At 74.7% G+C, this 24,300-nt stretch carries 22 protein-coding genes and 1 tRNA gene; 7 read left to right on the forward strand and 16 right to left on the reverse strand.

What is annotated here, in order from left to right; translation table 11 throughout:
* Positions 1-55: 55 nt before the first annotated feature.
* Positions 56-1,876 (reverse strand): immune inhibitor A domain-containing protein, encoded by a 1,821-nt coding sequence (locus ABL57_RS02060; RefSeq protein WP_053004690.1) that lies wholly within the window; start codon positions 1,874-1,876, stop codon positions 56-58.
* Positions 1,877-2,085: 209 nt separating this feature from the next.
* Here ABL57_RS02060 and ABL57_RS02065 point away from each other — a divergent pair, with 209 nt between their 5' ends.
* Positions 2,086-2,352, forward strand: coding sequence for an exodeoxyribonuclease VII small subunit (locus ABL57_RS02065; protein WP_047801819.1), 267 nt, complete (start codon positions 2,086-2,088; stop codon positions 2,350-2,352).
* Positions 2,353-2,427: 75 nt separating this feature from the next.
* Here ABL57_RS02065 and ABL57_RS02070 read toward each other — a convergent pair whose 3' ends face one another.
* From ABL57_RS02070 to ABL57_RS22150, 4 genes are read right to left on the reverse strand one after another with little or no spacing between them, the layout of a single operon-like run.
* Complete coding sequence (locus tag ABL57_RS02070; protein ID WP_047801785.1) at positions 2,428-3,297, reverse strand: PPK2 family polyphosphate kinase; 870 nt, start codon at positions 3,295-3,297, stop codon at positions 2,428-2,430.
* A 34-nt stretch (positions 3,298-3,331) separates the two neighbouring features.
* Complete coding sequence (locus ABL57_RS02075) at positions 3,332-4,549, reverse strand: pyridoxal phosphate-dependent aminotransferase (protein ID WP_047801786.1); 1,218 nt, start codon at positions 4,547-4,549, stop codon at positions 3,332-3,334.
* 44 nt (positions 4,550-4,593) lie between these two features.
* Positions 4,594-5,622: a glycine betaine ABC transporter substrate-binding protein gene (locus ABL57_RS02080; RefSeq protein ID WP_053004691.1), complete on the reverse strand. Its 1,029-nt coding sequence runs from the start codon at positions 5,620-5,622 to the stop codon at positions 4,594-4,596.
* Positions 5,619-6,092, reverse strand: coding sequence for an NUDIX hydrolase (locus tag ABL57_RS22150; protein WP_238985950.1), 474 nt, complete (start codon positions 6,090-6,092; stop codon positions 5,619-5,621). The genes ABL57_RS02080 and ABL57_RS22150 overlap by 4 nt, the downstream gene beginning before the upstream one ends.
* Positions 6,093-6,163: 71 nt before the next feature.
* On the opposite strand from ABL57_RS22150, the gene ABL57_RS02090 reads away from it, so the two are divergent.
* Positions 6,164-7,198, forward strand: coding sequence for a magnesium and cobalt transport protein CorA (locus ABL57_RS02090; RefSeq protein WP_047801821.1), 1,035 nt, complete (start codon positions 6,164-6,166; stop codon positions 7,196-7,198).
* 9 nt (positions 7,199-7,207) lie between these two features.
* On the opposite strand, the gene ABL57_RS02095 is transcribed toward ABL57_RS02090, so the two are convergent.
* The gene (locus ABL57_RS02095) at positions 7,208-7,954 is read right to left on the reverse strand and encodes a DedA family protein (protein ID WP_053004692.1); all 747 of its coding nucleotides are present in this window, start codon (positions 7,952-7,954) and stop codon (positions 7,208-7,210) included.
* Between the two features lie 129 nt (positions 7,955-8,083).
* On the opposite strand from ABL57_RS02095, the gene ABL57_RS02100 reads away from it, so the two are divergent.
* Positions 8,084-9,076: a mechanosensitive ion channel family protein gene (locus ABL57_RS02100; RefSeq protein WP_047801788.1), complete on the forward strand. Its 993-nt coding sequence runs from the start codon at positions 8,084-8,086 to the stop codon at positions 9,074-9,076.
* A gap of 56 nt (positions 9,077-9,132) precedes the next feature.
* Here ABL57_RS02100 and ABL57_RS02105 read toward each other — a convergent pair whose 3' ends face one another.
* Positions 9,133-10,014, reverse strand: a complete 882-nt coding sequence (locus ABL57_RS02105) for a LysR family transcriptional regulator substrate-binding protein (RefSeq protein WP_053004693.1) — start codon at positions 10,012-10,014, stop codon at positions 9,133-9,135.
* Between the two features lie 120 nt (positions 10,015-10,134).
* Here ABL57_RS02105 and ABL57_RS02110 point away from each other — a divergent pair.
* A tRNA-Ala gene (locus ABL57_RS02110) sits at positions 10,135-10,207 on the forward strand.
* A 101-nt stretch (positions 10,208-10,308) separates the two neighbouring features.
* Here the strand turns inward: ABL57_RS02110 and ABL57_RS02115 are convergent.
* From ABL57_RS02115 to galU, 4 genes are all read right to left on the reverse strand, one after another.
* Positions 10,309-12,054, reverse strand: coding sequence for a CYTH and CHAD domain-containing protein (locus ABL57_RS02115; protein WP_047801789.1), 1,746 nt, complete (start codon positions 12,052-12,054; stop codon positions 10,309-10,311).
* 157 nt (positions 12,055-12,211) lie between these two features.
* Positions 12,212-13,141 carry a hypothetical protein gene (locus tag ABL57_RS02120; protein ID WP_203225540.1) on the reverse strand — a complete coding sequence of 310 codons (930 nt, stop codon included), beginning with the start codon at positions 13,139-13,141 and terminating at the stop codon, positions 12,212-12,214.
* Positions 13,142-13,291: 150 nt separating this feature from the next.
* A complete protein-coding gene (locus tag ABL57_RS02125; protein WP_047801790.1) occupies positions 13,292-13,924 on the reverse strand; it encodes a GNAT family N-acetyltransferase in 633 nt (210 codons plus the stop codon).
* 14 nt (positions 13,925-13,938) lie between these two features.
* Positions 13,939-14,853 (reverse strand): UTP--glucose-1-phosphate uridylyltransferase GalU, encoded by a 915-nt coding sequence (galU, locus tag ABL57_RS02130; RefSeq protein ID WP_047801791.1) that lies wholly within the window; start codon positions 14,851-14,853, stop codon positions 13,939-13,941.
* 139 nt (positions 14,854-14,992) lie between these two features.
* Here galU and ABL57_RS02135 point away from each other — a divergent pair, with 139 nt between their 5' ends.
* The 3 genes from ABL57_RS02135 to ABL57_RS02145 all read left to right on the forward strand — a co-directional run bounded on the left by ABL57_RS02135 (position 14,993) and on the right by ABL57_RS02145 (position 16,870).
* Positions 14,993-15,628, forward strand: a complete 636-nt coding sequence (locus tag ABL57_RS02135) for a 5-formyltetrahydrofolate cyclo-ligase (protein WP_047801792.1) — start codon at positions 14,993-14,995, stop codon at positions 15,626-15,628.
* 63 nt (positions 15,629-15,691) lie between these two features.
* A complete protein-coding gene (locus ABL57_RS02140; RefSeq protein ID WP_047801793.1) occupies positions 15,692-16,021 on the forward strand; it encodes an FmdB family zinc ribbon protein in 330 nt (109 codons plus the stop codon).
* A 129-nt stretch (positions 16,022-16,150) separates the two neighbouring features.
* Entirely contained in the window at positions 16,151-16,870 is a 720-nt protein-coding gene (locus ABL57_RS02145; RefSeq protein WP_047801794.1) for an SAF domain-containing protein, read from the forward strand.
* Here the strand turns inward: ABL57_RS02145 and ABL57_RS02150 are convergent.
* The 5 genes from ABL57_RS02150 to ABL57_RS23365 form a co-directional block, all read right to left on the reverse strand.
* Positions 16,839-17,114 (reverse strand): hypothetical protein, encoded by a 276-nt coding sequence (locus tag ABL57_RS02150; protein WP_047801795.1) that lies wholly within the window; start codon positions 17,112-17,114, stop codon positions 16,839-16,841. The genes ABL57_RS02145 and ABL57_RS02150 overlap by 32 nt on opposite strands.
* Complete coding sequence (locus ABL57_RS02155) at positions 17,104-20,898, reverse strand: hypothetical protein (RefSeq protein ID WP_047801796.1); 3,795 nt, start codon at positions 20,896-20,898, stop codon at positions 17,104-17,106. Before ABL57_RS02155 ends, ABL57_RS02150 begins: the two co-directional genes overlap by 11 nt.
* A 150-nt stretch (positions 20,899-21,048) precedes the next feature.
* The gene (gene guaA, locus ABL57_RS02160) at positions 21,049-22,656 is read right to left on the reverse strand and encodes a glutamine-hydrolyzing GMP synthase (RefSeq protein WP_047801797.1); all 1,608 of its coding nucleotides are present in this window, start codon (positions 22,654-22,656) and stop codon (positions 21,049-21,051) included.
* Between the two features lie 23 nt (positions 22,657-22,679).
* Positions 22,680-23,258 carry a DUF3817 domain-containing protein gene (locus ABL57_RS02165; RefSeq protein ID WP_047801798.1) on the reverse strand — a complete coding sequence of 193 codons (579 nt, stop codon included), beginning with the start codon at positions 23,256-23,258 and terminating at the stop codon, positions 22,680-22,682.
* A complete protein-coding gene (locus tag ABL57_RS23365) occupies positions 23,251-24,270 on the reverse strand; it encodes an SURF1 family protein (protein WP_047801799.1) in 1,020 nt (339 codons plus the stop codon). The genes ABL57_RS02165 and ABL57_RS23365 overlap by 8 nt, the downstream gene beginning before the upstream one ends.
* Positions 24,271-24,300: the final 30 nt, after the last annotated feature.

Raw genomic sequence — 24,300 nt, forward strand, 5'->3', positions numbered from 1 at the left:
CGTGCCGCCCCGGCGGCTCCCCTTCGGGCGGGAGCGCCGGGCGGCGCGCGCCGGGTCAGCCGACGCGGACGGTCATCATGCCCTGGGAATTGCTCTGGACGACCTCGATCCGGGTCCCGGTGCCCGCCACGAGCACGCTGCCCTGCGGGTTGGCCGGGTCGTAGTAGGCCCCCGGGTCGGTGTCGTCGAAGACCGGCACCCCGGCACGCGCGGGCACCTCCAGGGTGGTCACGGCCCCGTTCGCCTCACGGTGCAGGCTGATCGGGTCCGTCGGCTCCTTCCCGAAGGTGGCGTCGAACCCCTGGATGCGGTTGCGCACCAGGGCGCCGTCCGACCAGACGAGGGCCTGCGGGTGGGCGTCCACCGGCAGGGCCAGCCCGGAGCCGGGGTGCTGGCGCGTGTTGTTGTTGCGCTGGGCCGTGTTCCAGTACGTGATGCTCAGCCCGTCCTGGTACGGGAAGTGCTCGACGGTGTCCGGCGCGGACTGCGCCCAGCCGAAGTTGTAGGGCCCGGTCCGCAGCGTCGCGTCGTAGCCGAGGTACTGGCGGTTCTCCGCGATGTAGTACCGGCCGTTGCCCTCGGCGTCCTCCGGCAGGGTCACGATCACCGCCTGCGGGGCCTTGGTGGCGTGGAAGGACGGGCCGATGCGGTGCGTCGAGCGCTCACCGGCGGTGGCCACCTCGTAGTCCAGCCAGCCCAGCTGCAGCTTCTCCCAGGCGCCCATGTGGTTCGGGGTGGTCCCGATGGTGCCGTCCCCGTGGCCCAGCCAGGACCCGGAGCTCATCAGCGTGGCGAACCCGGTGCCGTTCTCCCCGCCGCTGGTGTCGTAGAGGTCGGGCAGGCCGAGGTCGTGGGCGTACTCGTGAGCGAAGACGCCCAGTCCGCCGTTCTCCGGCTCGGTGGTGTAGTCGCGGATCCACAGCTCGGAGTCGCCGATCCGGACGCCGCCGAAGGGGTTGGCCTCCGGCCCGGTGGTCCCCCGGCCGGCCTGGCCGGCCGCCCAGCGGTGCGACCAGATGGCGGAGGAGTCGGCGCCGGCCTCCTCGCCCTCGCCGGCGTGGATGGCCTGGAAGTGGTCGATGTAGCCGTCCGCCTCGGCGAAGTCGCCGTCGCCGTCGTGGTCGTAGCGGTCCCACCGGTCGAAGCCGGACAGGTAGGCGTCGATCTCCTCGGCGGTCTTCCCCGCCTCGAGCTGCGCCGCGTACCAGGCGTCGGCGGTGTCCTGGATGAAGCGGGTCATGTCCGCCTGGCTCTCGGTCTCGCCGTAGCTGGCCGAGCTGTGGGGCACCGTGACCCAGTCGCTGACGTCGCCGTCGACCGTGTAGCGGCCGCTGGACATCTCCTCGTAGAGGGTCTTGAGGGACTCGCCCTCCCCGGCGAAGAACATGTCCAGGTAGTGCTCCCGGTCGAAGTCCTCCGTCCAGTAGGTGGAGTTGTCGGCGGCGCGGTCCGGCGCGGCGATGTCGTTGTGCACCGGCCCCGCGGGGGCGTCGGGGAAGCGCGGGTCGGCCTGGTCGCCGAACTCCACGAGGAAGGACAGGATCTGGTCGCTCTCCTGCAGGCCGTACTGGGCCCACTGGCCCGGCGCCACCTGCACCGAGCGGGAGCCCCCGCGGTCCTGGACGGGGGCCTTCTCGGAGACGACCAGCTCCACGGCCTGCTGGTTGCGCTCCCGGCGGGCCTCGGCGGCGCGGTCGGGGCGGTCGTCGGCCGCGGCGGCCGGTCCGTGCGCGCCCGGTGCGCCGCCCGCGAGGTGCGCGGAGGGGGCGCCGTCGGCCGGGGCGGCCGTCGCCGGGACGGGGGCGAGGACGACGGCGCCGGTGACGGCGAGTGCCGCGGCGCAGCGGGCGCCGCGGCGGGTGATGTCGAGTGTCAAGGGGGGCCTCGATTCATGTGCCACTGCAAATGCGAACGCTCCCGACGATAGGCCCGGACCGCCCGGTGGGATGCGCGACACACCCGCACGCCGGACGGGGACCGGTGCTCCGGGAGGACGCGGGCGCGGCCGGAGGTGGAAGAATGGGCGCAGCCGCGGACCGGACGAGGTCCGCCGCCCGCACCCACCCGCCGCAGAGAGGCCCCACCATGGCGAGCACCGACCGTCCCGCAGCAGCGCCCGACCTGTCCGACATCGCGGACATGGGCTACGAGCAGGCCCGTGAGGAGCTCGTGCAGGTGGTCTCCCGGCTCGAGGCCGGAGGGACCTCGCTCGAGGAGTCCCTGGCGCTGTGGGAGCGCGGGGAGGCCCTGGCCACGCGCTGCGAGCAGTGGCTGGACGGCGCCCGCGAGCGCCTCGACGCCGCCCGGGCCCGCCGCGCCGACGCCGAGGGCGACGACGACGCCCGCGGCTGACCCGTCCCGGCGCACCGGCCGGACAGGGCCGGCCGGCACACGCCGGGGCGGGGCCCCGGCGCAGCGGCGGGCTGCTCAGAGCTCGGCGAGCCGCCGGCGCATCTCCTCGACGTCGTACTGGGGCTCCGGCCAGTCCAGGCGCAGACCGGCCAGGGCGGAGATCAGCAGGTCCTGGACCACGGCCCGGGCGTACCACTTCCGGTCGGTGGGCACCACGTACCAGGGCGCGTGGTCGGCGTCGGTGGCGTCGATCGCCCGCTCGTAGGCCGCCATGTAGGTCTCCCACCGGCTGCGGGCCGCGAGGTCCGAGGGGTCGAACTTCCACTGCTTCGTCCGGTCGCCCAGACGGGCCGTGAGGTTGCGGCGCTGCTCGTCCCGGCCCAGGTGCAGGAAGACCTTGACGATGACGGTGCCGTCGTCGGCCAGTTCCTGCTCGAAGTTCCGGATCTCCGTGTAGCGCCGTTCCACCTGACGGTCCTCGAGGACGTCGTGGACCACGGGCACGAGCACGTCCTCGTAGTGGGAGCGGTCGAAGGCGCCGATCACCCCCGGGCGCGGCAGCTGCCGGCGGATGCGCTCGAGGAAGTGCTGGGACGCCTCCTCGGCCGTGGGCCGGCCGAAGCCGTGGGTGTGCACGCCGTGCGGGCTCAGCCGGCCGAGCACGTGCTGGATGACCCCGCCCTTGCCGGAGGTGTCCATGCCCTGGAGCACCAGCAGCACCCGGTGCCGGGCCCCGGTGGTGGCCTCGGCGTAGATCAGCCGCTGCAGTTCGGCGAGCTCGCCCTCGCGGGCGGCCCGCAGGGCCGTGCCCAGCTTCTTGGACCCGGAGAACCCGGGCGTGGAGCCGGTGTCCACGTCGGCCAGGGACAGTCCGGGCCGGGCGCGCAGCAGCGGCCGCACGTCCTGCTCGAAGCCGGTGCCGGTCCTGCGGTCGGCGACGCTCATGCTGGTCCTCCTGGGCTGCGGGGCGGACCGCCGTTCACTGGCGGTAGTTGCTGAGGAACTCCTCGATCCGGTCCAGGGCGGTGGCCAGCATCTCCACGGAGGGCAGGGTCACCAGCCGGAAGTGGTCGGGCTCGGGCCAGTTGAAGGCCCGGCCGTGGCTGACCAGGATCTTCTGCTCCTTGAGCAGGTCGAGGGCGAACTTCTCGTCGTCGACGATGTGGAACTTCTCCACGTCCAGCTTCGGGAACAGGTACAGCGCCCCGTCGGCCTGCCGGCAGGACACGCCGTCGATCTCGTTGAGCCGCCGGTGGGCGAGGTCGCGCTGGGCCTTCAGCCGGCCGCCGGGCAGGATCAGGTCGTTGATCGACTGGTAGCCGCCCAGGGCGGTCTGGATCGCGTGCTGGGCCGGGACGTTGGCGCACATCCGCATGTTGGCCAGCAGCTTGATGCCCTCGATGAAGCTCTCGGCCTTCCAGTTGGGGCCGGTGATCGCCAGCCACCCGGAGCGGTACCCGGCCACCCGGTAGGCCTTGGACAGCCCGGAGAACGTCAGGCAGAGGACGTCCTCCCCGGTGAGGCTCGCGGTGTTGATCATCTCCGCGTCCCCGTAGGTGATCTTCTCGTAGATCTCGTCGGCGAACAGGATCAGCTCGTGCTCGGCGGCGAGGTCCACGATCGACTGCAGCACCTCGCGCGAGTAGACCGCGCCGGTGGGGTTGTTGGGGTTGATCACCACGATGCCCCGGGTGTTCGGGGTGATCTTCGCCGCGAGGTCCTCCAGGTCGGGGTTCCAGTCGTTGTCCTCGTCGCAGCGGTAGTGCACCGGGGTGCCGCCGGACAGGGCCACGGAGGCGGTCCACAGCGGGTAGTCCGGGGACGGGATGAGGATCTCGTCGCCGGGGTTGCACAGCGCCTGCAGGGTCATGGTGATCAGCTCGGAGACGCCGTTGCCCAGGTACACGTCGTCGGTGTCCAGGTTCAGGATCCCGCGGGTCTGGTAGTACTGCACCACGGCGGTGCGCGCCGAGTAGATGCCGCGGGAGTCCGAGTAGCCCTGCGCGTTGGGCAGGTTCTTGATCATGTCCACGAGGATCGCGTCGGGTGCCTCGAAGCCGAAGGGCGCGGGGTTGCCGATGTTGAGCTTGAGGATCCGGTGGCCCTCCGCCTCCATGTGCTCCGCCTGCTCCAGCACGGGCCCGCGGATGTCGTAGAGGACGTTCTTGAGCTTGTCGGACTGCTTCACCACTGACATGCGGTCCACCTTACCCCCGGGCCGGTGGGCGCCCGGGGTGCCGCTCAGGTGTCGTCGCCGCCCTCGAGCCAGTACCGCGCGGCCTCCTCGGGGGTGTACGGATCGCGGGCGGTGGTCATCCGCGTCATCAGCACGAGGTCGTCGGTGTCGATCTGCGCGGAGACCTCGTCGACGACCTCCACGGCCGCGGCCGGCAGCTCCTCGTCTCCGACCGGGACCACGCGCTGGGGGACGAAGTTGTTGAGCGGGTCCGCGAGGACCACGAGGGCGTTGTCCTCGATCGCGGGCGAGGCCGTGAACAGGGCCGCGGCCTGGACCCGGTCGCCCAGCAGGGCGTCCACGAGCTCCTCCTGGTCGCCGAACGGCACGAAGCGCTCGGGGACGCACTCGTAGGCGTCCTCCAGTCCCTCCGGGCCGTAGGAGCGGCCCGCGAAGTCGAGGTCGGTGCCGATGGCGAGCTCGTCGCACACGGGCCCGAGGTCCTCGAGGTCTTCGAGCTCGTGCTCCACGGCGGTCGCCCGGGTGACCACGACCGCCACCGTGTTCTCCGCCGGCGCCGGCTCGAGGGCGCGCAGCCCCTTCGGCAGGACGTCGCGCACGCCGGAGAGCACGTCGTCGTCGTCCGCCCGCTCCTCGCCCAGGCCGAGCAGCTCGGAGAGGTCCTCGGCGAGCCCCCCGTCCTCGGGGGCGGGCGTGCGGCCGGGGCCGGCGGCGCCCGTGGGCGCCGGTGTCGCGGACCCGACCGGGGCCCGCCCGCGCAGATGCAGGTAGAGGTTGCCGGAGTAGTCGGCGACGAGGTCGGCGTCGCCGCGCTCCAGGGCCGCGAGATAGTCCGCGCGCTCGGTCCCCGTCTCGACCACGGTGGCGTCGAAGCCCGCCTCCCGCAGCCGCCCGGCGTAGACGTGGGCGAGCACGGCCGTCTGCCCGGTGGGTCCGGCCGCGATCCGGACGGGGCCCGCCGGGACGCCCGAGCCCGCGGCCGGGGAGACCGGCGCCGGGACCCCGGAGGTGCCGGCGCACCCGGTGAGGACGGTGAGGGCGAGCAGTCCGGCGGTCGTGCGGCGGCGCCTCACCGGTCCCGCCCCGCGGGCCTCGCGGCGGCCGGGGCGACGCCGGCCAGGTCCAGGCCCACCGTCACCAGGCTCACCAGCGGCAGCTGCGGGACCTCGGGCAGCGGGAACCAGCGCGCCTCGTCCGAGGAGCCGTCCACCTCGGCGGTGAGCGTCCCGCCCGTGATGTGCGCCCGGTAGATGACGCGCATCGCGTGGAAGGGGCGCCCGCGCCCGTCCAGGCGCTCCTCGGGCCCCATGTGCCGGCTGTGCACCCCGAGCAGCTCGTCGAGCTCCACGGTGTATCCCGTCTCCTCCGCGACCTCCCGCCGGGCGGTCTGCGCGGGCTGCTCCCCGATCTCCATGCCGCCTCCGGGCAGGCTCCACGCCCCCCGCAGCGTGGGGTGGCGGGGGTTCCAGTGGCTCAGCAGCACCGCCCCGTCCTCGACGATGACGGCGTAGGCACCCACCCGGGTGTCCATGGGGAAGCTCATGGACCCATTCTAGGAAGGCCCCACGGGAACCGACGACCGGCGGCGCGGCGGGCCCGGGGATAATGGGCCGCGTGAGCATCGTCGACAACGCCGTCTACCGGGACGGTCAGCGCGTCGCGTCGCCCGCGACGCTCGAGGAGACCTACCGGCTGCTCGCCCGGCTCCGGGCCGAGGACCCGAGGTGCGCGGACCCGGAGGGGCACTGCGTGCTGGCGTGGATCGGACTGCACAGCCCCTCGGAGGAGGAGCTCGACTCCCTCGCCCGGCACTTCGGGCTGCACGAGCTGGCCATGGAGGACGTGCGGCAGGCCGAGCAGCGGCCCAAGCTGGACCGCTACGGCCGCACCCTGTTCACGGTGCTGCGCCCGGCCGTCTACCAGGACGCCACCGAGACGGTCGACTTCGGGGAGATCCACGTCTTCACGGGCCCGGACTTCGTGATCACCGTCCGCCGGTCCGAGCACGGCCGGGTGGGACGGGTCCGCGCCCGGGTGGAGGCCGAGCCGCAGCTGCTCGCCACCGGCCCCGAGGCGGTGCTCTACGCCGTGCTCGACCAGACCGTGGACGACTACTACCCCGTCGTCCAGGGGCTGGAGAACGACATCGACGAGATCTCCGACGCCCTGTTCTCCGGCTCGGGCGACGGCCTGGTCTCCCAGCGGATCTACCAGCTCACCCGGGAGGTCAGCGCCTTCCACCGGGCGGTCGCCCCGCTGGAGACGGAGCTGCGGCAGTTCCTCGAGGAGCTCGACGGCGCGGACCTCGAGCTGCGGCACGGCCTGCGCGACGTCCTGGACCACCTGATCTACGTCAACAACAAGGTCGAGGGCTTCCAGTCCTCCCTCACCAACGCGCTGATGCTGGACTCCAGTCAGCTCGCCGCCCGGCAGAACGAGGCCGCGATCGAGCAGAACGAGCAGATGAAGCGCATCTCGTCGTGGGCGGCGATCCTCTTCGCGCCCTCGATCATCGGCTCCGTGTACGGGATGAACTTCCGGTTCATGCCCGAGCTGTCCTGGGTGTGGGGCTACCCCATGGCCCTGGCCCTGATGCTGGTGACCGGTGTGGTGCTCTACGTGGTGTTCAGGCTCAAGCGCTGGCTGTGAGCGCCGGGCTCAGGGCTCCCCGTGCTCACGCCGGGCGGCGTCGGACAGTCCCCGGCGGTTGCGCAGCACCCGCTTGACCACCCACCAGGCCACGAGCACGGCGACCGTCACGACCACCACGCGCGAGAAGATCCCGGCGTACTGCTCCGCGAGGTGCCAGTTCTCCCCCAGGTAGAACCCGGCGAGCACGAACACCGTGTTCCAGATCAGCGACCCCGCGGTGCTCAGCAGCACGAAGGCCAGGAAGGACATCCGTTCGACGCCGGCCGGGATGGAGATCAGCGACCGGAAGATCGGGATCATCCGTCCGAAGAACACCGCCGCCCGGCCGTGGCGCTCGAACCACGCCTCGGTGCGGTCCAGGTCGTGCAGGTCCACCAGCGGCATCCGGTCCACGATCACCCGCAGCCGCCGCCGGCCCAGGGCCGCGCCGATCCAGTACAGGGCGACCGCCCCGAGCACCGCGCCCAGGGTGGTCCAGAAGATCGCGCCGGCCAGCGAGAAGTTGCCCTGGCTGGCGGTGAACCCGGCCAGCGGGAGGATCACCTCCGAGGGCAGCGGCGGGAAGAGGTTCTCCAGCGCCACCAGCAGACCGGCGCCCGGGGCGCCGATGGTCTCCATCACCTGCACCGCCCAGTCCGCGACGCCCCCCAGTCCCTCGGCCGCGCCGCTCGCGGCGGCCAGGTCCGGAGCGGTGGGGAGCGCGGCAGCGGTGGGTGCGAGGGCGGCGGGCAGGACGGGGATGGCGGCAGTCATGGGTCCCCTCGGGGCTGGGCGGGGGCGGGCCGCGGTCGGCCCGCCGGATCGACCCCCATTGTGCCCGATGCTCCTCCGGGCCGGCTGGACGGCGCCCGGACCGGCGGGCGGGTTCGCTACGCTTCCCCCATGCTCCTCCCCATGTCGCCCTCCCTTCCCGACCTGAGCTGGCAGTTCTGGCTGGACAAGCCCCTGCGGATCCTGGTCGTCCTGCTCGGCGCGGCCCTGCTCGCCGCCGTGGCCCGGCTGCTCATCCGCCGGGTGTCCGGCGGCATCGCCCGCGGCACCCGTTCCAGGATCGTCCGCCGGCTCGACCGGGGCCGGCCGCGGTGGGTCGAGGACGCCGGGCTCGCGGGGGCCCGCCAGTCGCAGCGGGCCACGACCATCGGCTCCGTGCTCTCCTCCGTGGGCACCGTGCTGATCTGGGCGGTCGCGCTGCTGATGGTCCTCTCGGAGCTCGAGTACGACATCGGCCCCGTCCTGGCCAGCGCCGGGATCGCCGGCGTGGCCCTGAGCTTCGGGGCGCAGTCCCTGGTGAAGGACTACCTGTCCGGGATCTTCATCGTCGCCGAGGACCAGCTCGGGATCGGCGACGTCGTCGACCTCGGCGAGGCCAGCGGCACCGTGGAGTCCGTGGGGCTGCGGGTGACGCAGGTCCGGGACGTCAACGGCACCCTGTGGCACGTGCGCAACGGCGAGATCCTGCGCGTCGGCAACCAGTCCCAGGGCTGGGCGCGCTGCGTGCTGGACCTGCCGGTGCCCTACGACACGAACATCGAGCTGATGACCGAGCTCATCCTGCACGAGGCCACCCTGCTGCGGGACGACCCCAAGGTCGGGGAGTTCATCACCGAGGACCCGGAGGTGTGGGGGGTGGAGGCCGTCACCGGCGAGTCCGTGACCGTGCGCGTCGCCGTGCGCACCGTGCCCCTCAAGCAGTGGGACGTGGCCCGGGCGCTGCGGCTGCGGATGAAGAAGATGCTCGACCGCGAGGGCCTGCACGTGCCGCTGCTGAACCAGACGGTGATCCGGCAGGACGGGACGGCCCCCGGCCCGTCCGGAGCGCCCGAGACGGGACAGGTCCGGGCCGTCCGGCCCGGTGGGCCGGGATCGGGTGCCTGAGTTTCGTCACGACCAACGCGACCCCCGACCCGGCGGACACCGGGGTCCGCGCAGGGTCAGCGCCGACCCCGGCCGCCGGAGCGGCGCCCGCCCCTGACCTGCCCCTTGGCTCCTGCGGCGCGCCCGCCGCCGCCCCGGGCCGTGCCGCGCGACACCCGGCCGGCCCCGCGGGAGGACGTCGGCGTCCGCCCCTTGCCGCCCGCGGCCGCCCCGTCCTCACGGGCCGGCACCGCCGCCGCTCCGCGGGAGCTGTTGGGGCCGCGCCCGCGGACCACGCCCACGAAGTCCTGCACGAGCTCCTCCTGCTCCTCCGGCAGGTCCTGCGGCCACACGAGCAGCACGGGCACCGTGGCGGCGTCGGGCACCACACGGTGGACGAGGTCCTTGCGGTGGTGCAGCCGCGCCACCGACATCGGCACCACGACCAGGCCCAGCCCCGCGGCGACGAGCTCGATCGCGTCCCGGGCGTGGCGGATCGGCGGCAGCGGGGCGTCCGCGGCCGCCGCCTGCGGGGAGCGCAGCCGCTCCCGCTCGGGCAGGGTCGCCGGCTCCTGCAGCAGCACCTCGTCCACGAGCTCCGCGACGGGCACCTCGTCGAGCAGGGTCAGCTCGTGCTCGCGCGGGAGCACCACCACCTGCTGCTCGGCGTAGAGCTCCACGGCCCGGAACTGCCGGCGCAGGGTGGCGAGGTCCTCGGCCCCGGCCCTCGGGTGGGCGGGCAGCCGCACGAAGCAGGCGTGCGCGCGCCCCGTCGCGAGCTCCTCCCGCCACGCGTCCGTCTCCAGCGGGTGCTCGGCCAGGACCCGGCCGCGGTTGCGGTCCCGCCAGCGGAAGAACCACTTGCCCGGCATCACTCCGGGCACGAAGGCGACGGCGAGGTCGGCCGCCCTCCCGGCGTCGTCGTCGGTGGGGTGCAGGGGCCCGGGCGCGTCGTCCATGGCCGCCAATCTACCCACTGCCGTGCAGTCTCCCGACCACGGGGGCGGGAGGCCGGGCGGCACGCCGCTCCCCCGAGATGCGAAACCGGCGCCGGGTGTATAGGATGGAACGGTTGCTCCGGGGCTATAGCTCAGTTGGTAGAGCGTTTCGTTCGCAATGAAAAGGTCAGGGGTTCGATTCCCCTTAGCTCCACCGGATCAGGAGGCCCCCACCAGGCAGGACGCCAGGTGGGGGCCTCCGTCGTGTCCGGGCCGGCCGCGCCCCACGGGTGCCGCCGGCCCGGACCCCAGCCCTCAGGCGAGGTCCGCGCGCAGCTGCGACAGCAGCACTCCCACGACCTCGGAGCCGCCCTCCGCCCCGGCGTGCAGCCGGGACACCTCGGCGCCGTGCAGCAGGCCCACCGCGTAGCGGTCCTCCCCCGATCCCTGGAGGGCCTTCGCCCGGTCCGCGAGCCACCGCTCGACCACCGTGCTGTCCATCACCCGGCCGAGCGCGTCCTGGTAGTCCTCCGCGTCCCGGGCGGCCCGGCGCAGCGACTTCCCGGGGCGGAACCCGGCCCGGTCCAGGACGGCGTCCACGTAGCGCACCCGCTTCACGGCCTTGCGGACGTCGTGCAGGTGCTCGAGCCGCTGCTCCTGCGCCGTCTCCCCGGCCTCCTCCGCCGCGGCCCCCCGCTCGGCCACCCGGACCACCTTCCGCAGGGCCCGGTGCACCAGGGCGTCGGCGGCCTCCCGCGCCGAGAGCTCGGCGCACTCCTCGGTCAGCGGCGGCGCCGCCGCGAACTCCCCGACGTCCGCCAGCAGCTGCAGGTGCTCCCGGGAGGTGACGCGCCGGCGGACGGCGGCGGCGGCCCGCTGCGACTGCTCCTCCGCGGCGCGCTGCAGGACCTCCGCCGCGGCCGGGCCCACCCGGCCGTCCAGGGCCGCCACGCGCCCGGCGAGCAGCTCCGCGGTCACCTCGGCGTCCCGCGCGCCGGACAGCGCCCCGGCGAGCTCGCGCAGCCGCCCGTCCAGCTCCTGCGCGGTGTCCCCCGCGAAGAAGGGCCCGGCCGCGCGCAGCACGCTGCGCAGGGACCGCGAGGTCACCCGCATCTGGTGGACGGCGTCCGGGGCGTCCAGGCGGACCTTGAAGTCCCACAGCACCAGCTGCTCGGCCAGCCCGTCCAGCACCGTCCGGAGGACCTCCGGGCCCGTGCCCTTCGCCTTCCGCCCCTTCTTCCCTGTCTTCTTCCCTGTCTTCTTCCCTGTCTTATCGGTCTTCTTCTCGGTCTTCTGGCTTGCCTTCTGCCCGGTCTTCTGGCCCTTCTTGCCTTGCTTGCCCTTCTGGCCCGTGGCGTCCGTCCCCGTCGTCCGCCCGGGCCTCTCCCCCGGCGACGACGCCTCCTGCGCGGACCCGTCCGCCGCGGGTGCGCCGGCCCCGTCCTCGGCGCCGAGCGCCCGGGCGATCTTCGCCCGGGAGTTCGAGGGCCGGCCGCCCACTGCGAAGATCGCGGACTCAACCGCGTCGAAGATCTCCTGCTGCCGCTCCTCGGGGATCGACCCGTCGAGGAGCTCGACCTCCCACTCGGACCAGGAGCGCGCCGTGCCCGTGCGCTCGTCGACGGCCTCCACGACGTCGGCTGCGAGCTCGGCGACCTCGTCCCCACCGGCGTCGCTGACCGTCTGGACCTGCCGGACGGTGCGCAGGGTCGCGATCGGCCGCAGCGGCTCCCCGCCGGTGAGCCCGGCCAGCAGGTGGCGCACGGCCGCGGGCATCCGGTCCGGGGTCCGCAGCAGCGGGACCTGCCACTCCTGCCGGCCGGTGACCTCGGAGAACTTCACGTGCCACCCGTCGTCGGCGCCGCCCCGGCGGCGGCGCAGCGCCACGGACCGCCGGCCCAGTGCCATGTCCTCCGTGTCGTAGTAGACCGCCTCCATGCGGTGCTCCACGGCCTCGGCGGAGACCGTGTAGCCCGGCAGCCCGCTCCAGTCGACGCCGCTCTCGGCGCCCTCCGGCACCTCGTACTTGCGCTCGACCTCGCGGTGGGCGACGGCGGTCATGGGTCCTCCTCGGTCGGGGCGCCCGGCGGCCGGAGCCGGCGGGCGGCTGTTGTGACGATGATATCGGGACGACACGCACGGCCCACCGGACGGCTCCGCCGCCCGGTCGTCGACCGGGCGGCGGAGCGGGGTGCGGGCGGACAGCGGCGCGAGCGCCTCAGGCGCGGCGGCGCTTCAGGACGTCGTCGAGGTCGAGGGCGGCACGCCCGCGCTCCTCCCCCGTGCGCACCGCGTCCTTGAGGCTGCTGGAGCTGGAGGCGGGCTGCTCGGGCACCGGCAGCGGCTCCGGGGCGGGGCGCTCCACCACCGGCGCCTCCGCGTAGGTCGGCCGCGGCACCGGCACCGGCTCCCACGTCCGGCCGGGATCGGCGGACTCGCGCGCCACCCGCAGCGCCTCGGCCCGCAGCTCCTCCACGGTGAACGCCGGGGGGACCCGGGGCTGCTCGTGCTCGGCCGGGAGGTCGAGGTCCTCGGCGGGGTCGTCGTGGGCGGCGGGCAGCCGCTCACCGGGGAGCTGCTCGGCCGGGAACTGCTCGAGCGCCCCGTCCTCGTTGTCGAACAGGGCCACGTCCCCGCGGGGGGCGTGCGGGTCCACGGTCGCGGCCGGGACCGGGGCCGCCCCGCGGCGGGCGGCCCGGTCCTGCACGGCCAGGTAGCGCAGGGCGAGCACGGAGCCCACCGCGAGCAGGAGGAGGAACACGGGCCAGGGCCAGCTCACCGCGGCCGAGAAGGGCGCGACGACGGCGGTGAGCAGCGCGGCCAGGAGCGCGGTGCAGCCGGCCAGGAAGAGGCCGGCGCGGCCGCGCCGGACGCGCAGCGTCCCGGGGCGCCGGGCCGTGCCGGCCGACGGGGAGACGGTGTCGGTGGTCGCCATGGTGATCCTTCGTCGGCGGGACTCGGGGAAGGGAACCGCGGCCTGCGGAGGAGACTCTTCCGCGGCGGAGGCCGCACCGGCCGGGTCGGTGCCGGTGTCCTGGGCCTGCGCCGCGACGGATGCCCCGCGGCGGTGCTGCAGACGCGGCACGACCCAGTACAGGGAGAGCGCGCACACCACGGCCAGCACGGCCGAGCTGCTCACCCAGATCATGGTCGTGGTCCTGCCTCTGCGATCGCTCGGACGAGCGGGAAGGGAACCGCCGGCGCGCGGCGTGTCCCGGCCCGGGGGTCGGGCCGTGAGGCACAGCCTACTACCGGGGGGCGCCGCCTGTGGGTATCCCTGTGGACACGGCGGGCCCGGTCACTCCCACACGGCGGGCCGGTCCGAGGCGGTGAACCGCCGCACCAGCCCCTCGGGCACCTCCGGGGCGGTGATCGCGAAGCTGCGGTGGTCCGTCCACCGCCCGTCGATGTGCAGGAAGTCCTTGCGCAGGCCCTCGTCCCGGAACCCGAGCTTCTCGACCACCCGCAGGGACTTGGTGTTCTCCGGGCGGATGTTGATCTCCATCCGGTGCAGTCCCAGCCCCTGGAAGCAGTAGTCGGTGGCCATGGCCACCGCCATGGGCGCGACGCCGCGCCCCGCCTGCTCCCGGTCCACCCAGTAGCCCAGGCTCGCCGAGAGGAAGGATCCCCAGGAGATCCCGGAGACGGTGAGCTGGCCGACAAGGCCGAACTGCTCCGTCCCCGGGATCCGCTCCGTGATCACGAACGGGAGGGCCGTGCCCTGTCGCGCCTGCTGGTCGAGGGTCCGCACGAACTGCCCGAACGTGGGGGCGGCCCCGCCGGGGGCGGGGTTCGTCGCCTCCCAGGGATCGAGCCACTCGCGGTTGCGGGCGCGCACGACGTCCCACTCGCGGCGGTCCCCCCGGGCCAGGGGGCGCAGCCGGAGATCGCCCCAGGACACGACGACGGGCCACCGGAACTGTCCGGCCACGGCAGCGCGGCCTCTCAGCCGACCGGCAGCGACCGGGTGTAGTCCTTGAGCCACTCCCGCAGCTCCGGGCCCAGGTCCTCCCGCTCCGAAGCCAGGATGATGTTGGCCTTCAGGTAGCTGAGCTTGTCGCCGGTGTCGTAGCGGCGGCCCTTGAAGACCACCCCGTACACCCCGCCGCCGGCCCCGTCGCGCCCGGCCAGGGTCTGCAGCGCGTCGGTGAGCTGGATCTCCCCGCCGCGGCCCGGAGCGGTGTTCTCCAGCACCTCGAACACGTCCGGGTGCAGCACGTAGCGGCCGATGATGGCCAGGTTCGACGGCGCCTCCTCCGGGGCCGGCTTCTCCACCAGCCCGTTGATCCGCACGTACTCGTCGCCCTCCACCGCGCTCACGTCGGCGCAGCCGTAGGAGCTGATCTGCTCGGGCTCGACCTCCATCAGCGCCACCACGGAGCCGCCGGTGCGCTCCTGGACCTCGATCATCTGGGTCAGCAGGTCGTCGCGGGCGTCGATGAGGTCATCGCCCAGCAGCACCGCGAAGGGCTCGTCGCCCACGTGGATCTTGGCCCGCAGCACCGCGTGCCCCAGCCCCTTGGGATCGGCCTGGCGCAGGTAGTGGATCTCCCCCAGCTCCGAGGCGTGCTCGACCTCGCGCAGCAGGGCGGTCTTGCCGGACTCCTCCAGCTGGTGCTCCAGGGCCGGCACCCGGTCGAAGTGGTCCTCGAGAGCTCTCTTGGACCGGCCGGTGATCATCAGCACGTCCTGCAGACCGGCGTCCACGGCCTCCTGCACCACGTACTGGATGGCCGGGCGGTCCACGACCGGCAGCATCTCCTTGGGCATGGCCTTCGTCGCGGGCAGGAACCGGGTGCCGAGCCCGGCGGCGGGGATCACGGCCTTGCGGACCGCGCGGGGGTTGCTGTTTCCACTCATGGGCACAGGCTAACGGATCGACGACCGCAGCCGGTTGATCCCCACGCCGCCCGCGGCTACCCTCGCACCACCGGCCCGGACGGGCCGGTCGGTCCGGGACGCCGTCCCGGCCGGGCACCGGACAGGAGCGGACGCGACGATGACCGACCCGGGCACCCCGGCCGAGGCGAAGGCCCGTCTGCGCCGGGAGCTGCGCGCGACCCGCACCCGGCGGGCTCGCGCCGCACGCGAGCACGCCGCCGTGGGCTTCGAGCGGCACCTGGCCGAGCTGCTCGCCGGCAGCCCCCACCTCGACGTCGCGGCGTACCTGCCGATGCCGACCGAACCTCCCCTGGAGCCGGCCCTCGCCGCGGCGCACCGGCGCGGGCACCGGATCTGGGTGCCGGTGTGCGAGCCGGGCCGCCGGCTCGCCTGGGCGCACTGGACCCCGGACGCCCTGGTGCGCACCGGCGGCCTGGGCGGGCTGCGCGAACCCGTGGGCGCCCGCCACGGAGCCGAGGTGATGCGGTCGGTGGGCGTGCTGCTGGTGCCCGCGCTCGCGGTCGCCCACGACGGCGGACGGCTGGGCTTCGGCGGCGGCTACTACGACCGGTTCCTGGCGCAGCTGCCCCGCACGGCGCACCCCGAGCTGCGCACCGCGGTGTGCGTGTTCGCCGACGAGGTGCTGCCCGCCGGAGCGGTCCCCACGGAGCCGCTCGACGCCCCCGTGGGGCTCGCGCTCACGGAGGACGGGCCCGTGCGCCTGGGCGCCCGGACGGGTGCCGGCACACGGTAGAATCAGCACTCGACACCTTCGAGTGCCAGAGAGCGCACCCGGCGACCGTTTCCAGGAGGACCCATGCCCGTCTACGCCTACGCCTGCAAGGACTGCGGCCACGCGTTCGACATCCGCCAGTCGTTCAGCGAGGAGGCCCTGACCGCCTGCCCCGAGTGCGGCGGCGGCCTGCGCAAGAAGTTCAACACCGTGGGCGTGGTGTTCAAGGGCTCCGGCTTCTACCGCAACGACTCACGCTCGGACCGCTCCGGCACGAGCTCCTCGTCCGCCGCGTCCTCGCCGGCTCCCGCGGCGGCCGACGCCGCGCCCGCGGCCGCCGCCGCGTCCACCGCTTCCTCCGCCCCGGCCTCCACCGGGGCGTCCGCCTCCGGCACGGGCGGCTCCTCGGCCTGAGCCGACGCCCTCCCCCCTCCCGGCGTCCGCGCTCCACCGGCCGTACGGCCCCGCCCCGCCCCGCGGCCCCGTCCCCCGGCCCCCGTCCGGCCGTGCCCCGTGGACGGCCGGGACCGTAGCGTGCCGGCCATGAGTCCTCGTCCGCGCCCCGCCCGGCGCCGCTACCCGCTGTCCCTGCACCTGCGCTCGGCGCTGTCCCGGCGCCGCCGGCTCGCCGCGGCCGTCCTCGTCAGCCTCGCCCTGGGCCTGGTCGTCCTCCGGCTCGGCCCGCCCCGGGCCGGCACCGTGCCGGTCGTGACCGCCGCCGAGGCCCTGCCGGCGGGCACGGTGCTCGGACCGGAGCAGCTCGCGGTGGCCGCCTATCCGCGCGGACTGGTGCCCGAGGGCGCCGTCGCCGACCCGGCCGAGCTGGCCGGGCGCACCCTGGCGGGCGCCGCCGGCACGGGCCAGCCGCTGACCGGCTCCACCGTCGTCGGCCCCGGGCTGCTCACCGGCCGCCCGCCCGGGGCCACCGCGGTGACGCTGCGCATCGACGACCCGGCCGTCCTGCAGCACGTGCGCGCGGGGGACCACGTGGACGTCGTCGGCCTCTCCGACGACGCCCCCGCCGACGCCGACCTCCCCGACGAGCGACGGGTCCTGGGCCGGGCCCTGCCCGTGCTGTGGGTCCCCGACCCCGCGTCCGGTGCGGGCGGCGGACTGCTCGCCGCCTCGCCCGGTGAGGAGGCGGGCCTGCTGGTGGTGGGGGCCCCGCACGAGGACGCGGCCCGGCTGGCCGGTGCCGGGCCCAGCACCGTGGTGCTCGTGCCCGCGCCCGTCAGCCCCAGTGCGGAGGCCTCTGGGCCCTGAGCCAGTCCTCGTGCGCCTCGTCCGGGGATCCGTCCCCGGCCCCGGATGCCGGGTCGTCGAGGCCGGCCAGGCGCGGCTCCGGCCCGGAGGACGTGCCGCCGGTCGCCCGCCGGGACCGGCGCCGCACGGCGGGCCGGTCCGGGGCGGGCGACTCCTGGCCGGGCCGGTCCGGGGCGGGCGACTCCTGGCCGGGCCGGTCCGGGGCGGGATCGGCCGGGACCGGGGCCCCCGGCTCACCGGGCACGGGAGTCCCTCCCCGGACCGGTGGGCAGGCCGAGGTAGCGCCGGATCAGGTCGGCCACCGTGTCGGGATCGGTGAAGACCTCGAGCGTCCACAGGGTGAGGTAGTTCCAGCCGGTGCGCTCGAGCTGCTGCGGCCGCAGCCGCGAGCGCTCCCGCACGGACAGCGCCGCGGCCTCGGCGGAGCCGTCGGACTGCCCGGCCACGGGGATGCGCAGCGGACGGCCCTCGGCGCGGCTCCGGCCGTCGAGCACGGCGCCGGCCGACATCGACTCGGTGTCCGCCCAGGCCGCGAGGTCGACGACCCCGGCGTGGTGCAGCCGCACCGAGGCCCCGCCCTGCGCGAGCCGGCGGGCGAGGTCCACCACCAGGGCGTCCTCGTGGGTGCGGCGGGGGCTCTCCTCGGGCCCCGCGCCGGCGCCCAGGTGCATGGCGAGCACGCGGGCGAAGTCCCGGGCGCCGTGCTGGAGCCCCTTGGCCTCCACCTCCTCCGGGTGCAGCGAGGTCACGATCCGGGTGGTGTGCCGGGCCCGGGTCATGGCCAGCACGAACGCCTGCCTGCCGTGCCGCTCGGACAGCGCGCCGAGGTACGGCACGGTGCGGCCGTTGGCCGTCTTGCCGAAGCCCAGGGAGAAGATCACGGTGTCCCGGACGATCCCCGCCGCACGGTGCAGGTCGACCACCCGGAAGGACTCGGGGCCCGGGGCGAAGAACGCCGCGGTGCCCGGCTCCTCCCGCATCCGCCGCCGGACGGCCTCGGCGATCCGGGCGGCGTGCACCGCGCTGGCCGTCACCACGGCCAGCGAGCGGCGCGGGTGGCGGGCGGCGTGCTCGAACACCAGCTCGACGACCCGGCGGACCTCGGCGGCCGGCGCCTGGATGCCCTCGATCGCGGCGGTCAGGGCGCCCACGCCGTCGGGGACGTACTCCACGGAGAGCGCCGGTGCCGCGCCGGTGACGGATTCGCCGTGCGGCAGCCGGCGCAGCCGCCCGCCGTAGAACTGCTCGTCGAGGTAGCGGAAGACCCGCTCGTCCATCGACCGGTGCACGGTCCGCAGCGTCCGCTCCGGCACCACGCGGGAGAGGGCGTCGAAGGCGCTGTCCACCTCGACCACGGGGTGGGCACCCGGGACCGGCGCCGCGGTGGGCGCCACGGTGAAGGGCTGGGGCCGGCCCAGGTGCGGGTCGCCGAACGCGATCACCTGCCGGCAGCGGGTCAGCGCCGGCAGCACCGCCGCGAGCGGGGAGCTCTCGGCGTCGAGGACCACCACGGCGTCGAAGTCGTGCTCCTCGGGCAGCGCCGCCGAGAGGACGAGCGGGCTGGCCGTCCACACGGGCACCAGCGAGCCGATCAGCTCGCCGGCGGAGGCGCCGACCTCCTCCAGCGGCGCGGCGCCGGCGCGCAGCATCCGGCGCAGGGCGGCGCCGGCGCGCGGGGAGCGCCGCACGGTGCGCTGCCAGCGGTCGGCGAGCTCCCACAGCAGCCGGGCGGCGCCGGAGGCGATGTGCGCCGCGTCCGCGCGCCGGAACGTGGACTCCACGGTGCGCAGGGTGTGCCCCTCGGGCATCGCCAGGAAGTCGTCGGCGGTGATCATGGCCTCCAGGGTGGACTGCCACCAGGCCAGGTCGAACTCCCCGGGCACCTGCTCGGGCGCCACGGTGCGCCGCACCAGGTCGTCCACGAGCTCGCCGAGGCCCTGTGCGCGCAGCTCGTCGAGCAGGACCGTGCGCTCGGGCAGCATCTCGAGGTTGTCCTCGTCGTTGATGAGACCGTCCAGGGTCTCGCGCAGGCGGTCGATCGGCCGGGCGAGCAGGTCCTCGCCGGCCGGGGCGCCCTCGAGCGCGATCGCCAGGCCCTCCAGGTCCTCCACGAACCGGGCGTGCACGGCCGCGAGCTCCTCCACCCGCTCGGAGACCACGGGGTGCTTCGACGACGTGGCCCACTCCTGCCAGCGCTCCCGCTGCGACTGCACCCGCACGAGGGCGCTGTGCAGGTCGGACAGGTGGACGCCGTGCCGGATGTACTCCTTGGCGGCCTTGCGCAGCCGCGAGCGCTGCAGACCGGTCATCTCGATCCCGTGCTCGCGGCGCCAGGCGGAGCCGGCGGTGGCGGCGACCAGGTCCGTGACCGGCCGGTCGTAGATGTCCGGGGTGAACCGGGTCAGGGAGTCCTGGACCTCCTGGAGCAGCCGCAGCTGCCGCCCCCACTCCGGGACGGTCGTGCCGCCGCGCAGCCCGCTGGTGGCCAGGACGTGGCGCATCCCGGTCTCCAGCGTGGTCAGCTCGAGCAGCAGGGACTGGGCGAGGCGGTGGGCCTGGCGGGACTCGTCCTCGTTGACCAGCCGCGCCCCGCTCCACGGCCCGGCCAGGGTCCCGGTGTCGAAGGCCCCGAGCTCGGCGGCGCGCTCGAGGCGGGCCACCACGGCGTCCCGGTCCGCGACGGCGTCGAGCACCGAGCGCGGGAAGCGCACCGCGGTGGCCGGGGCCGGGCGGCGGGAGGTCAGCTCGGCGAGGGCCTGCACCGCCCGGTAGGGGGAGACGGACCAGCGCGGGCGCACGGTGTGCAGGGACCGCACGTGCTCGGCCAGCTGGTCGCGGCTGGTGCGCAGCGTCTCGTGCAGCTCGGCGAGGTCGGGGCGCTCGGCGCGCTCGTTGCGGGCGACCGCGCGGATGAGCTGCTGGGCCACGTCGGCGTCGCTGAGCTGGGAGGACAGCGGCAGCACCGCGGTGCCCAGACCGAGCCCGTCCATCCGGCGCCCGAAGGCGGCGAGGGTGGTGCGCCGCTCCCCCAGCACGAGGACGGTGCGCCCGGCGGCCACGAGGGTGCCCACGGCGTTCACGGCGGTGTCGAGCTGGCCCGTGCCGGGCGCGGCGGTGACCACGAAGGAGTGCCCCTGCGCCGCGAGGTCGAGGACCTCCTGCTGGGGGCCGTCGGCGTCGAGCAGCAGCAGCTCGCCGGCGGGGTCGCGCTCGTCCAGCGGGGGCGCGTCGTGGGAGATCTCCTGCACCTGGGGGATGCGCCCCACGGCGGCGGCCTTGAGCCGGGCGAGGTCCCGCACCACCGCGGTGCGCGCCACGACCGACAGGTCGGCGGGACGGTCGTGCAGGTCCGCGAACGTGGAGACGAGCAGCTTGTGCTCCACGTGCATCCCCGGCACCGCCCCGGCCAGGGTGCGCAGGGTCTCCAGTGCCGGGGCCGGGTCGAGCCGGCGGGTGCCGTAGGCGAGCCGGGCCAGTTCTCCCGAGGTGAGGTCCACGCCGTGGTCGGCCGCCAGCCGGCGGACCATGGCGGGGTTGAGCCGGGCGGGACCCACCAGCTGCAGCTCGAAGTCGTCGAGCTCGGGGCGCGGCCGGAGCGTGAGCGGGGCGAGCAGCACCGGGGCGATCCAGCGCCGCTGGCCCGCCCCGGTCGGGTCCGAGCCCTTGGGCCGGGCCAGCCAGGAGGCGGTGCCGGCGGCGAGGTACGCGGCGTCGAGCCCGTGGTTGACCGACAGCTCGTGGATCTTGGTGCGCAGGGAGCGCGCGGCCCGCACGGCCAGGCCGTAGGCCTGCGGGTCGTGCACGATCGTGGACAGGCGGGTGGGCCGGCCCATGAGCAGCTGCGCCTGGCCCGAGGAGTTCGCCTCGGTGAGGTCGATGCAGACGTTGTCGACCTGGTTGAAGTCCAGCAGGGTGTCCGGCCCGGTGTAGGCGTCCATCTGCCGGGTCCACGGCTGCAGCGAGACGCGCTCGGGCGGCGTCCCGGGGGTGTCCGACGTCCGGGGGGTGCGGTCGGATCCGATCGACATGGTTCTCCTCCTGCGCCGCGGCCCGCGGGCCCGGCGCGCACGGGCCGGGCGGTCCGCGCGGACCACCCGACCCCGGCTGCTCGTGTCTCGCCCGTGCGGGGGCCGGTCGTGCGGGCCTGCGCCCGTTCGACGGCTACTCCCGCTGGACGGCTACTCCCACTCGATGGTGCCCGGGGGCTTGGACGTGACGTCCAGCACCACCCGGTTGACGTCCTCGACCTCGTTGGTGATCCGGTTGGAGACGCGGGCCAGCAGGTCGTAGGGCAGGCGCGACCAGTCGGCGGTCATGGCGTCCTCGCTGGAGACCGGGCGCAGCACGATCGGGTGCCCGTAGGTGCGGCCGTCGCCCTGCACGCCCACCGAGCGGACGTCGGCCAGGAGCACGACCGGCATCTGCCAGACCTCGTCGTCGAGCCCGGCGCGGGTGAGCTCCTCGCGGGCGATGGCGTCCGCCCGGCGCAGCACCGCGAGATTGGCCTCGGTGACCTCCCCGATGATCCGGATGCCCAGGCCGGGGCCCGGGAAGGGCTGGCGGCCCACGATCTCGTGAGGCAGGCCCAGCTCCCGGCCCACGGCCCGCACCTCGTCCTTGAACAGGGTGCGCAGCGGCTCCACGAGCTCGAACTGCAGGTCCTCCGGCAGCCCGCCCACGTTGTGGTGGCTCTTGATGTTGGCGGCGCCCTCCCCGCCGCCGGACTCGACGACGTCGGGATAGAGGGTGCCCTGGACGAGGAAGCGCACGGGCTCGCCCTCCTGGGCGGCGGTGCGGGCGACGGCCTCCGCGGCGGCCTCGAAGGAGCGGATGAACTCCCGGCCGATGATCTTGCGCTTCTGCTCCGGGTCGGTGACGCCGGCCAGGGCGCCGAGGAAGCGCTCCTTCTCCTCGGCCACGTACAGGTTGACGCCCGTGGCGGCGACGAAGTCCTTCTCGACCTGCTCGGCCTCGCCCTCCCGGAGCAGGCCGTGGTCCACGAACACGCAGGTGAGCTGGTCGCCCACGGCGCGCTGGACCAGGGCGGCGGCCACGGCGGAGTCCACGCCGCCGGAGAGCCCGCAGATCACGGAGGCGGAGCCGACCTGCTCGCGGATCCGCTGGACGTGCTCCTCGATGATGTTGCCGGTGGACCAGGTCGGCTCCACGCGCGCGCCGTCGAACAGGAAGTGCTCCAGCACCTGCTGCCCGTGCACGGAGTGCTTGACCTCGGGGTGCCACTGCACCCCGTACAGCCGGCGGGTGTCGTCGGCGAACGCGGCCACCGGGGTGGTCTCGGTGGAGGCGAGGACCTCGAACCCGGCGGGCGCCTCGACCACGGAGTCGCCGTGGCTCATCCACACGGTCTGGGTGCCGGGCGAGCCCTCGAGGATGGAGGCACCGGGGCCGCCCACGGCGGTCGCGGTGGTCGCGCCGTACTCGCGGGCCCCGGTGTGCGCGACCGTGCCGCCGAGGGCCTGGGCCATGGCCTGGAAGCCGTAGCAGATGCCGAAGACGGGCACGCCGGCCTCGAAGAGGGCGGGGTCCTGCTGCGGGGCGTCCTCGGCGTAGACGGAGGACGGGCCGCCCGAGAGGATGATCGCCGCCGGCCGCTTGGCGAGGATCTGCTCGGTGGACCAGGTGTGCGGGACGATCTCGGAATAGACGTTGGCCTCGCGGACCCGGCGGGCGATCAGCTGCGCGTACTGCGCGCCGTAGTCGACCACCAGGACCGGGCGCTGCTCCAGCTCGGTACGGGTCTCAGGTGTTTCGGTCACGCCCTCCATCCTAGGCCAGGCGCAGGAGGGGCTCAGTACCGCTTGGCGGCCTTCGGGTTGGCGCGCAGCTCCGCGGTGGTCGAGGCGTGGATCTTGCGCTCCACCACGAAGGACAGGAACGGCACGACGCCGCCGAGGGCCATGACCACCAGCTGGGGGAAGGGCCAGCGCATGAGCGTCCAGACCCGGAAGCAGGAGACGAGGTAGACCACGTAGAACCAGCCGTGCACGATGAGGATCCACGTGGAGATGTTGACCCCGCCGGCGAGGTTCTCCAGCTCCAGGTCCTGCCAGCCCAGGGCCACCGTCTGCCCCGTGAGCTTGTCCGTGCCCCCGGCGATCAGGTCGTAGCCCAGCCCGTAGCGGGTGATCATCTCGGCCACGAGCAGCAGCAGGAACGTGCCGGAGATCCAGGCGCAGACCATGTAGAAGGTCAGCGCCCCCCGGATCTGCGCCTCGGTGCCGCCGAAGCGCCGGCGCGGCTGCAGGGCCGCCCGGCGCGGGACCCGGCCGGGTCCGCCGGATGCGGGCCGGGCGTCCTGCGGGAGCGAGACCCGCACCCCGTCGGTGCGCTCCTTCGGGGAGGGGGTCGGCTGGGTCGGTTCAGTCATGGTGGGCTCCGGTCCTGTCCTGGGTCCTGTCCTGGGTGTCGTCGGTCCTGCCGTGGGCGCCGGCGCCGCGGGCCCGGTCGCCGGGCCCGTCCTCGGGCCGGTGGCCGGGCTGGTCGTCGAACCAGTAGTACTCCCCCGCCTCGGGGTCGTAGTAGTAGTAGCGTCCGCTCGCCTCGTCGAGGTAGTACTCGCCCTCGAAGTAGAAGTACTCCTCCGGGTGCTGCTCGCGCAGCCACTCGTCGCGCACGAACCGCCACCAGATGTAGAGGGCGAAGCCGGCGAAGACCACCCACTCGACAGCGTAGAAGAGGTTGAGCAGGTTCACGGACTCGTCCGTGGGCTGCTGGTCGATCTCCAGCTCGGACAGCTGCGGGCTCAGCAGCGCCGGGTCCGGGGCGAGCGTCCCGTCCGCGCGGAGCTGGAAGGGCGCGGAGGCGGGGTTCTCGGCGAAGGCCGCCACGAACCCGGCGTAGAGCGGGGCGTCCCAGAGGTTGGTGAGCTGGGCGGGGGAGACCGTGCCCACCTGGCCCTCCGGCAGGTCCTCGCCGGGCACCGGGCCCTCGGCGGGCAGGTAGCGCCCGACGACGCCGACCCGGCCCTCGGGCTCCGCCGGCACGGCCGCGGGATCGGCGGTCCAGCCGCGGGCCACGGCCACGGTGAGCTCGCCGGCGGCGTCCGGCCACCGGCCCGCGCTGTCGGCCACGGTCAGGGCCGAGACGACCCAGTAGCCCTCGGACCCGTCCTGCAGCCGGCCGGGGACCAGGAGCGTGGAGCCGTCCTGGTAGTCCCCGGTGACCGTGATCAGCTGGTCGGCCTGCGCCGCGGTGACGGCAGTGCCGGCCTCGGCGGCCTCGGCGAGCGGGACGGCCACGTCCTTGGCGGGGTCCGCCACGGTGCGGGCCTGCTCGCTGGACTCCAGCTGCCACTGGCTGAGCAGCACGAAGCCCACGGCCAGCCCGAGGCTCACGAGCAGCGTGAGGATCGATCGGGGGCGCAGGGCGGTCGTGAGCACCCGTCAAGGCTAGTGCGCCTTCCTGGACGT

This window comes from Kocuria sp. SM24M-10 (genome assembly GCF_001027955.1).
GTDB classification, from domain to species: Bacteria; Actinomycetota; Actinomycetes; order Actinomycetales; family Micrococcaceae; genus Kocuria; species Kocuria oceani.

Excerpts from the sequence above, each read along its gene's own strand:
- ABL57_RS02065 (WP_047801819.1), top strand. The coding sequence starts at position 2,086 with ATGGCGAGCACCGACCGTCCCGCAGCAGCGCCCGACCTGTCCGACATC.
- ABL57_RS02070 (WP_047801785.1), bottom strand. The coding sequence starts at position 3,297 with ATGAGCGTCGCCGACCGCAGGACCGGCACCGGCTTCGAGCAGGACGTG.
- ABL57_RS02075 (WP_047801786.1), bottom strand. The coding sequence starts at position 4,549 with ATGTCAGTGGTGAAGCAGTCCGACAAGCTCAAGAACGTCCTCTACGAC.
- ABL57_RS22150 (WP_238985950.1), bottom strand. The coding sequence starts at position 6,092 with ATGAGCTTCCCCATGGACACCCGGGTGGGTGCCTACGCCGTCATCGTC.
- ABL57_RS02095 (WP_053004692.1), bottom strand. The coding sequence starts at position 7,954 with ATGACTGCCGCCATCCCCGTCCTGCCCGCCGCCCTCGCACCCACCGCT.
- ABL57_RS02100 (WP_047801788.1), top strand. The coding sequence starts at position 8,084 with ATGCTCCTCCCCATGTCGCCCTCCCTTCCCGACCTGAGCTGGCAGTTC.
- ABL57_RS02105 (WP_053004693.1), bottom strand. The coding sequence starts at position 10,014 with ATGGACGACGCGCCCGGGCCCCTGCACCCCACCGACGACGACGCCGGG.
- ABL57_RS02115 (WP_047801789.1), bottom strand. The coding sequence starts at position 12,054 with ATGACCGCCGTCGCCCACCGCGAGGTCGAGCGCAAGTACGAGGTGCCG.
- ABL57_RS02120 (WP_203225540.1), bottom strand. The coding sequence starts at position 13,141 with ATGATCTGGGTGAGCAGCTCGGCCGTGCTGGCCGTGGTGTGCGCGCTC.
- galU (WP_047801791.1), bottom strand. The coding sequence starts at position 14,853 with ATGAGTGGAAACAGCAACCCCCGCGCGGTCCGCAAGGCCGTGATCCCC.
- ABL57_RS02135 (WP_047801792.1), top strand. The coding sequence starts at position 14,993 with ATGACCGACCCGGGCACCCCGGCCGAGGCGAAGGCCCGTCTGCGCCGG.
- ABL57_RS02140 (WP_047801793.1), top strand. The coding sequence starts at position 15,692 with ATGCCCGTCTACGCCTACGCCTGCAAGGACTGCGGCCACGCGTTCGAC.
- ABL57_RS02145 (WP_047801794.1), top strand. The coding sequence starts at position 16,151 with ATGAGTCCTCGTCCGCGCCCCGCCCGGCGCCGCTACCCGCTGTCCCTG.
- ABL57_RS02155 (WP_047801796.1), bottom strand. The coding sequence starts at position 20,898 with ATGTCGATCGGATCCGACCGCACCCCCCGGACGTCGGACACCCCCGGG.
- guaA (WP_047801797.1), bottom strand. The coding sequence starts at position 22,656 with ATGGAGGGCGTGACCGAAACACCTGAGACCCGTACCGAGCTGGAGCAG.
- ABL57_RS02165 (WP_047801798.1), bottom strand. The coding sequence starts at position 23,258 with ATGACTGAACCGACCCAGCCGACCCCCTCCCCGAAGGAGCGCACCGAC.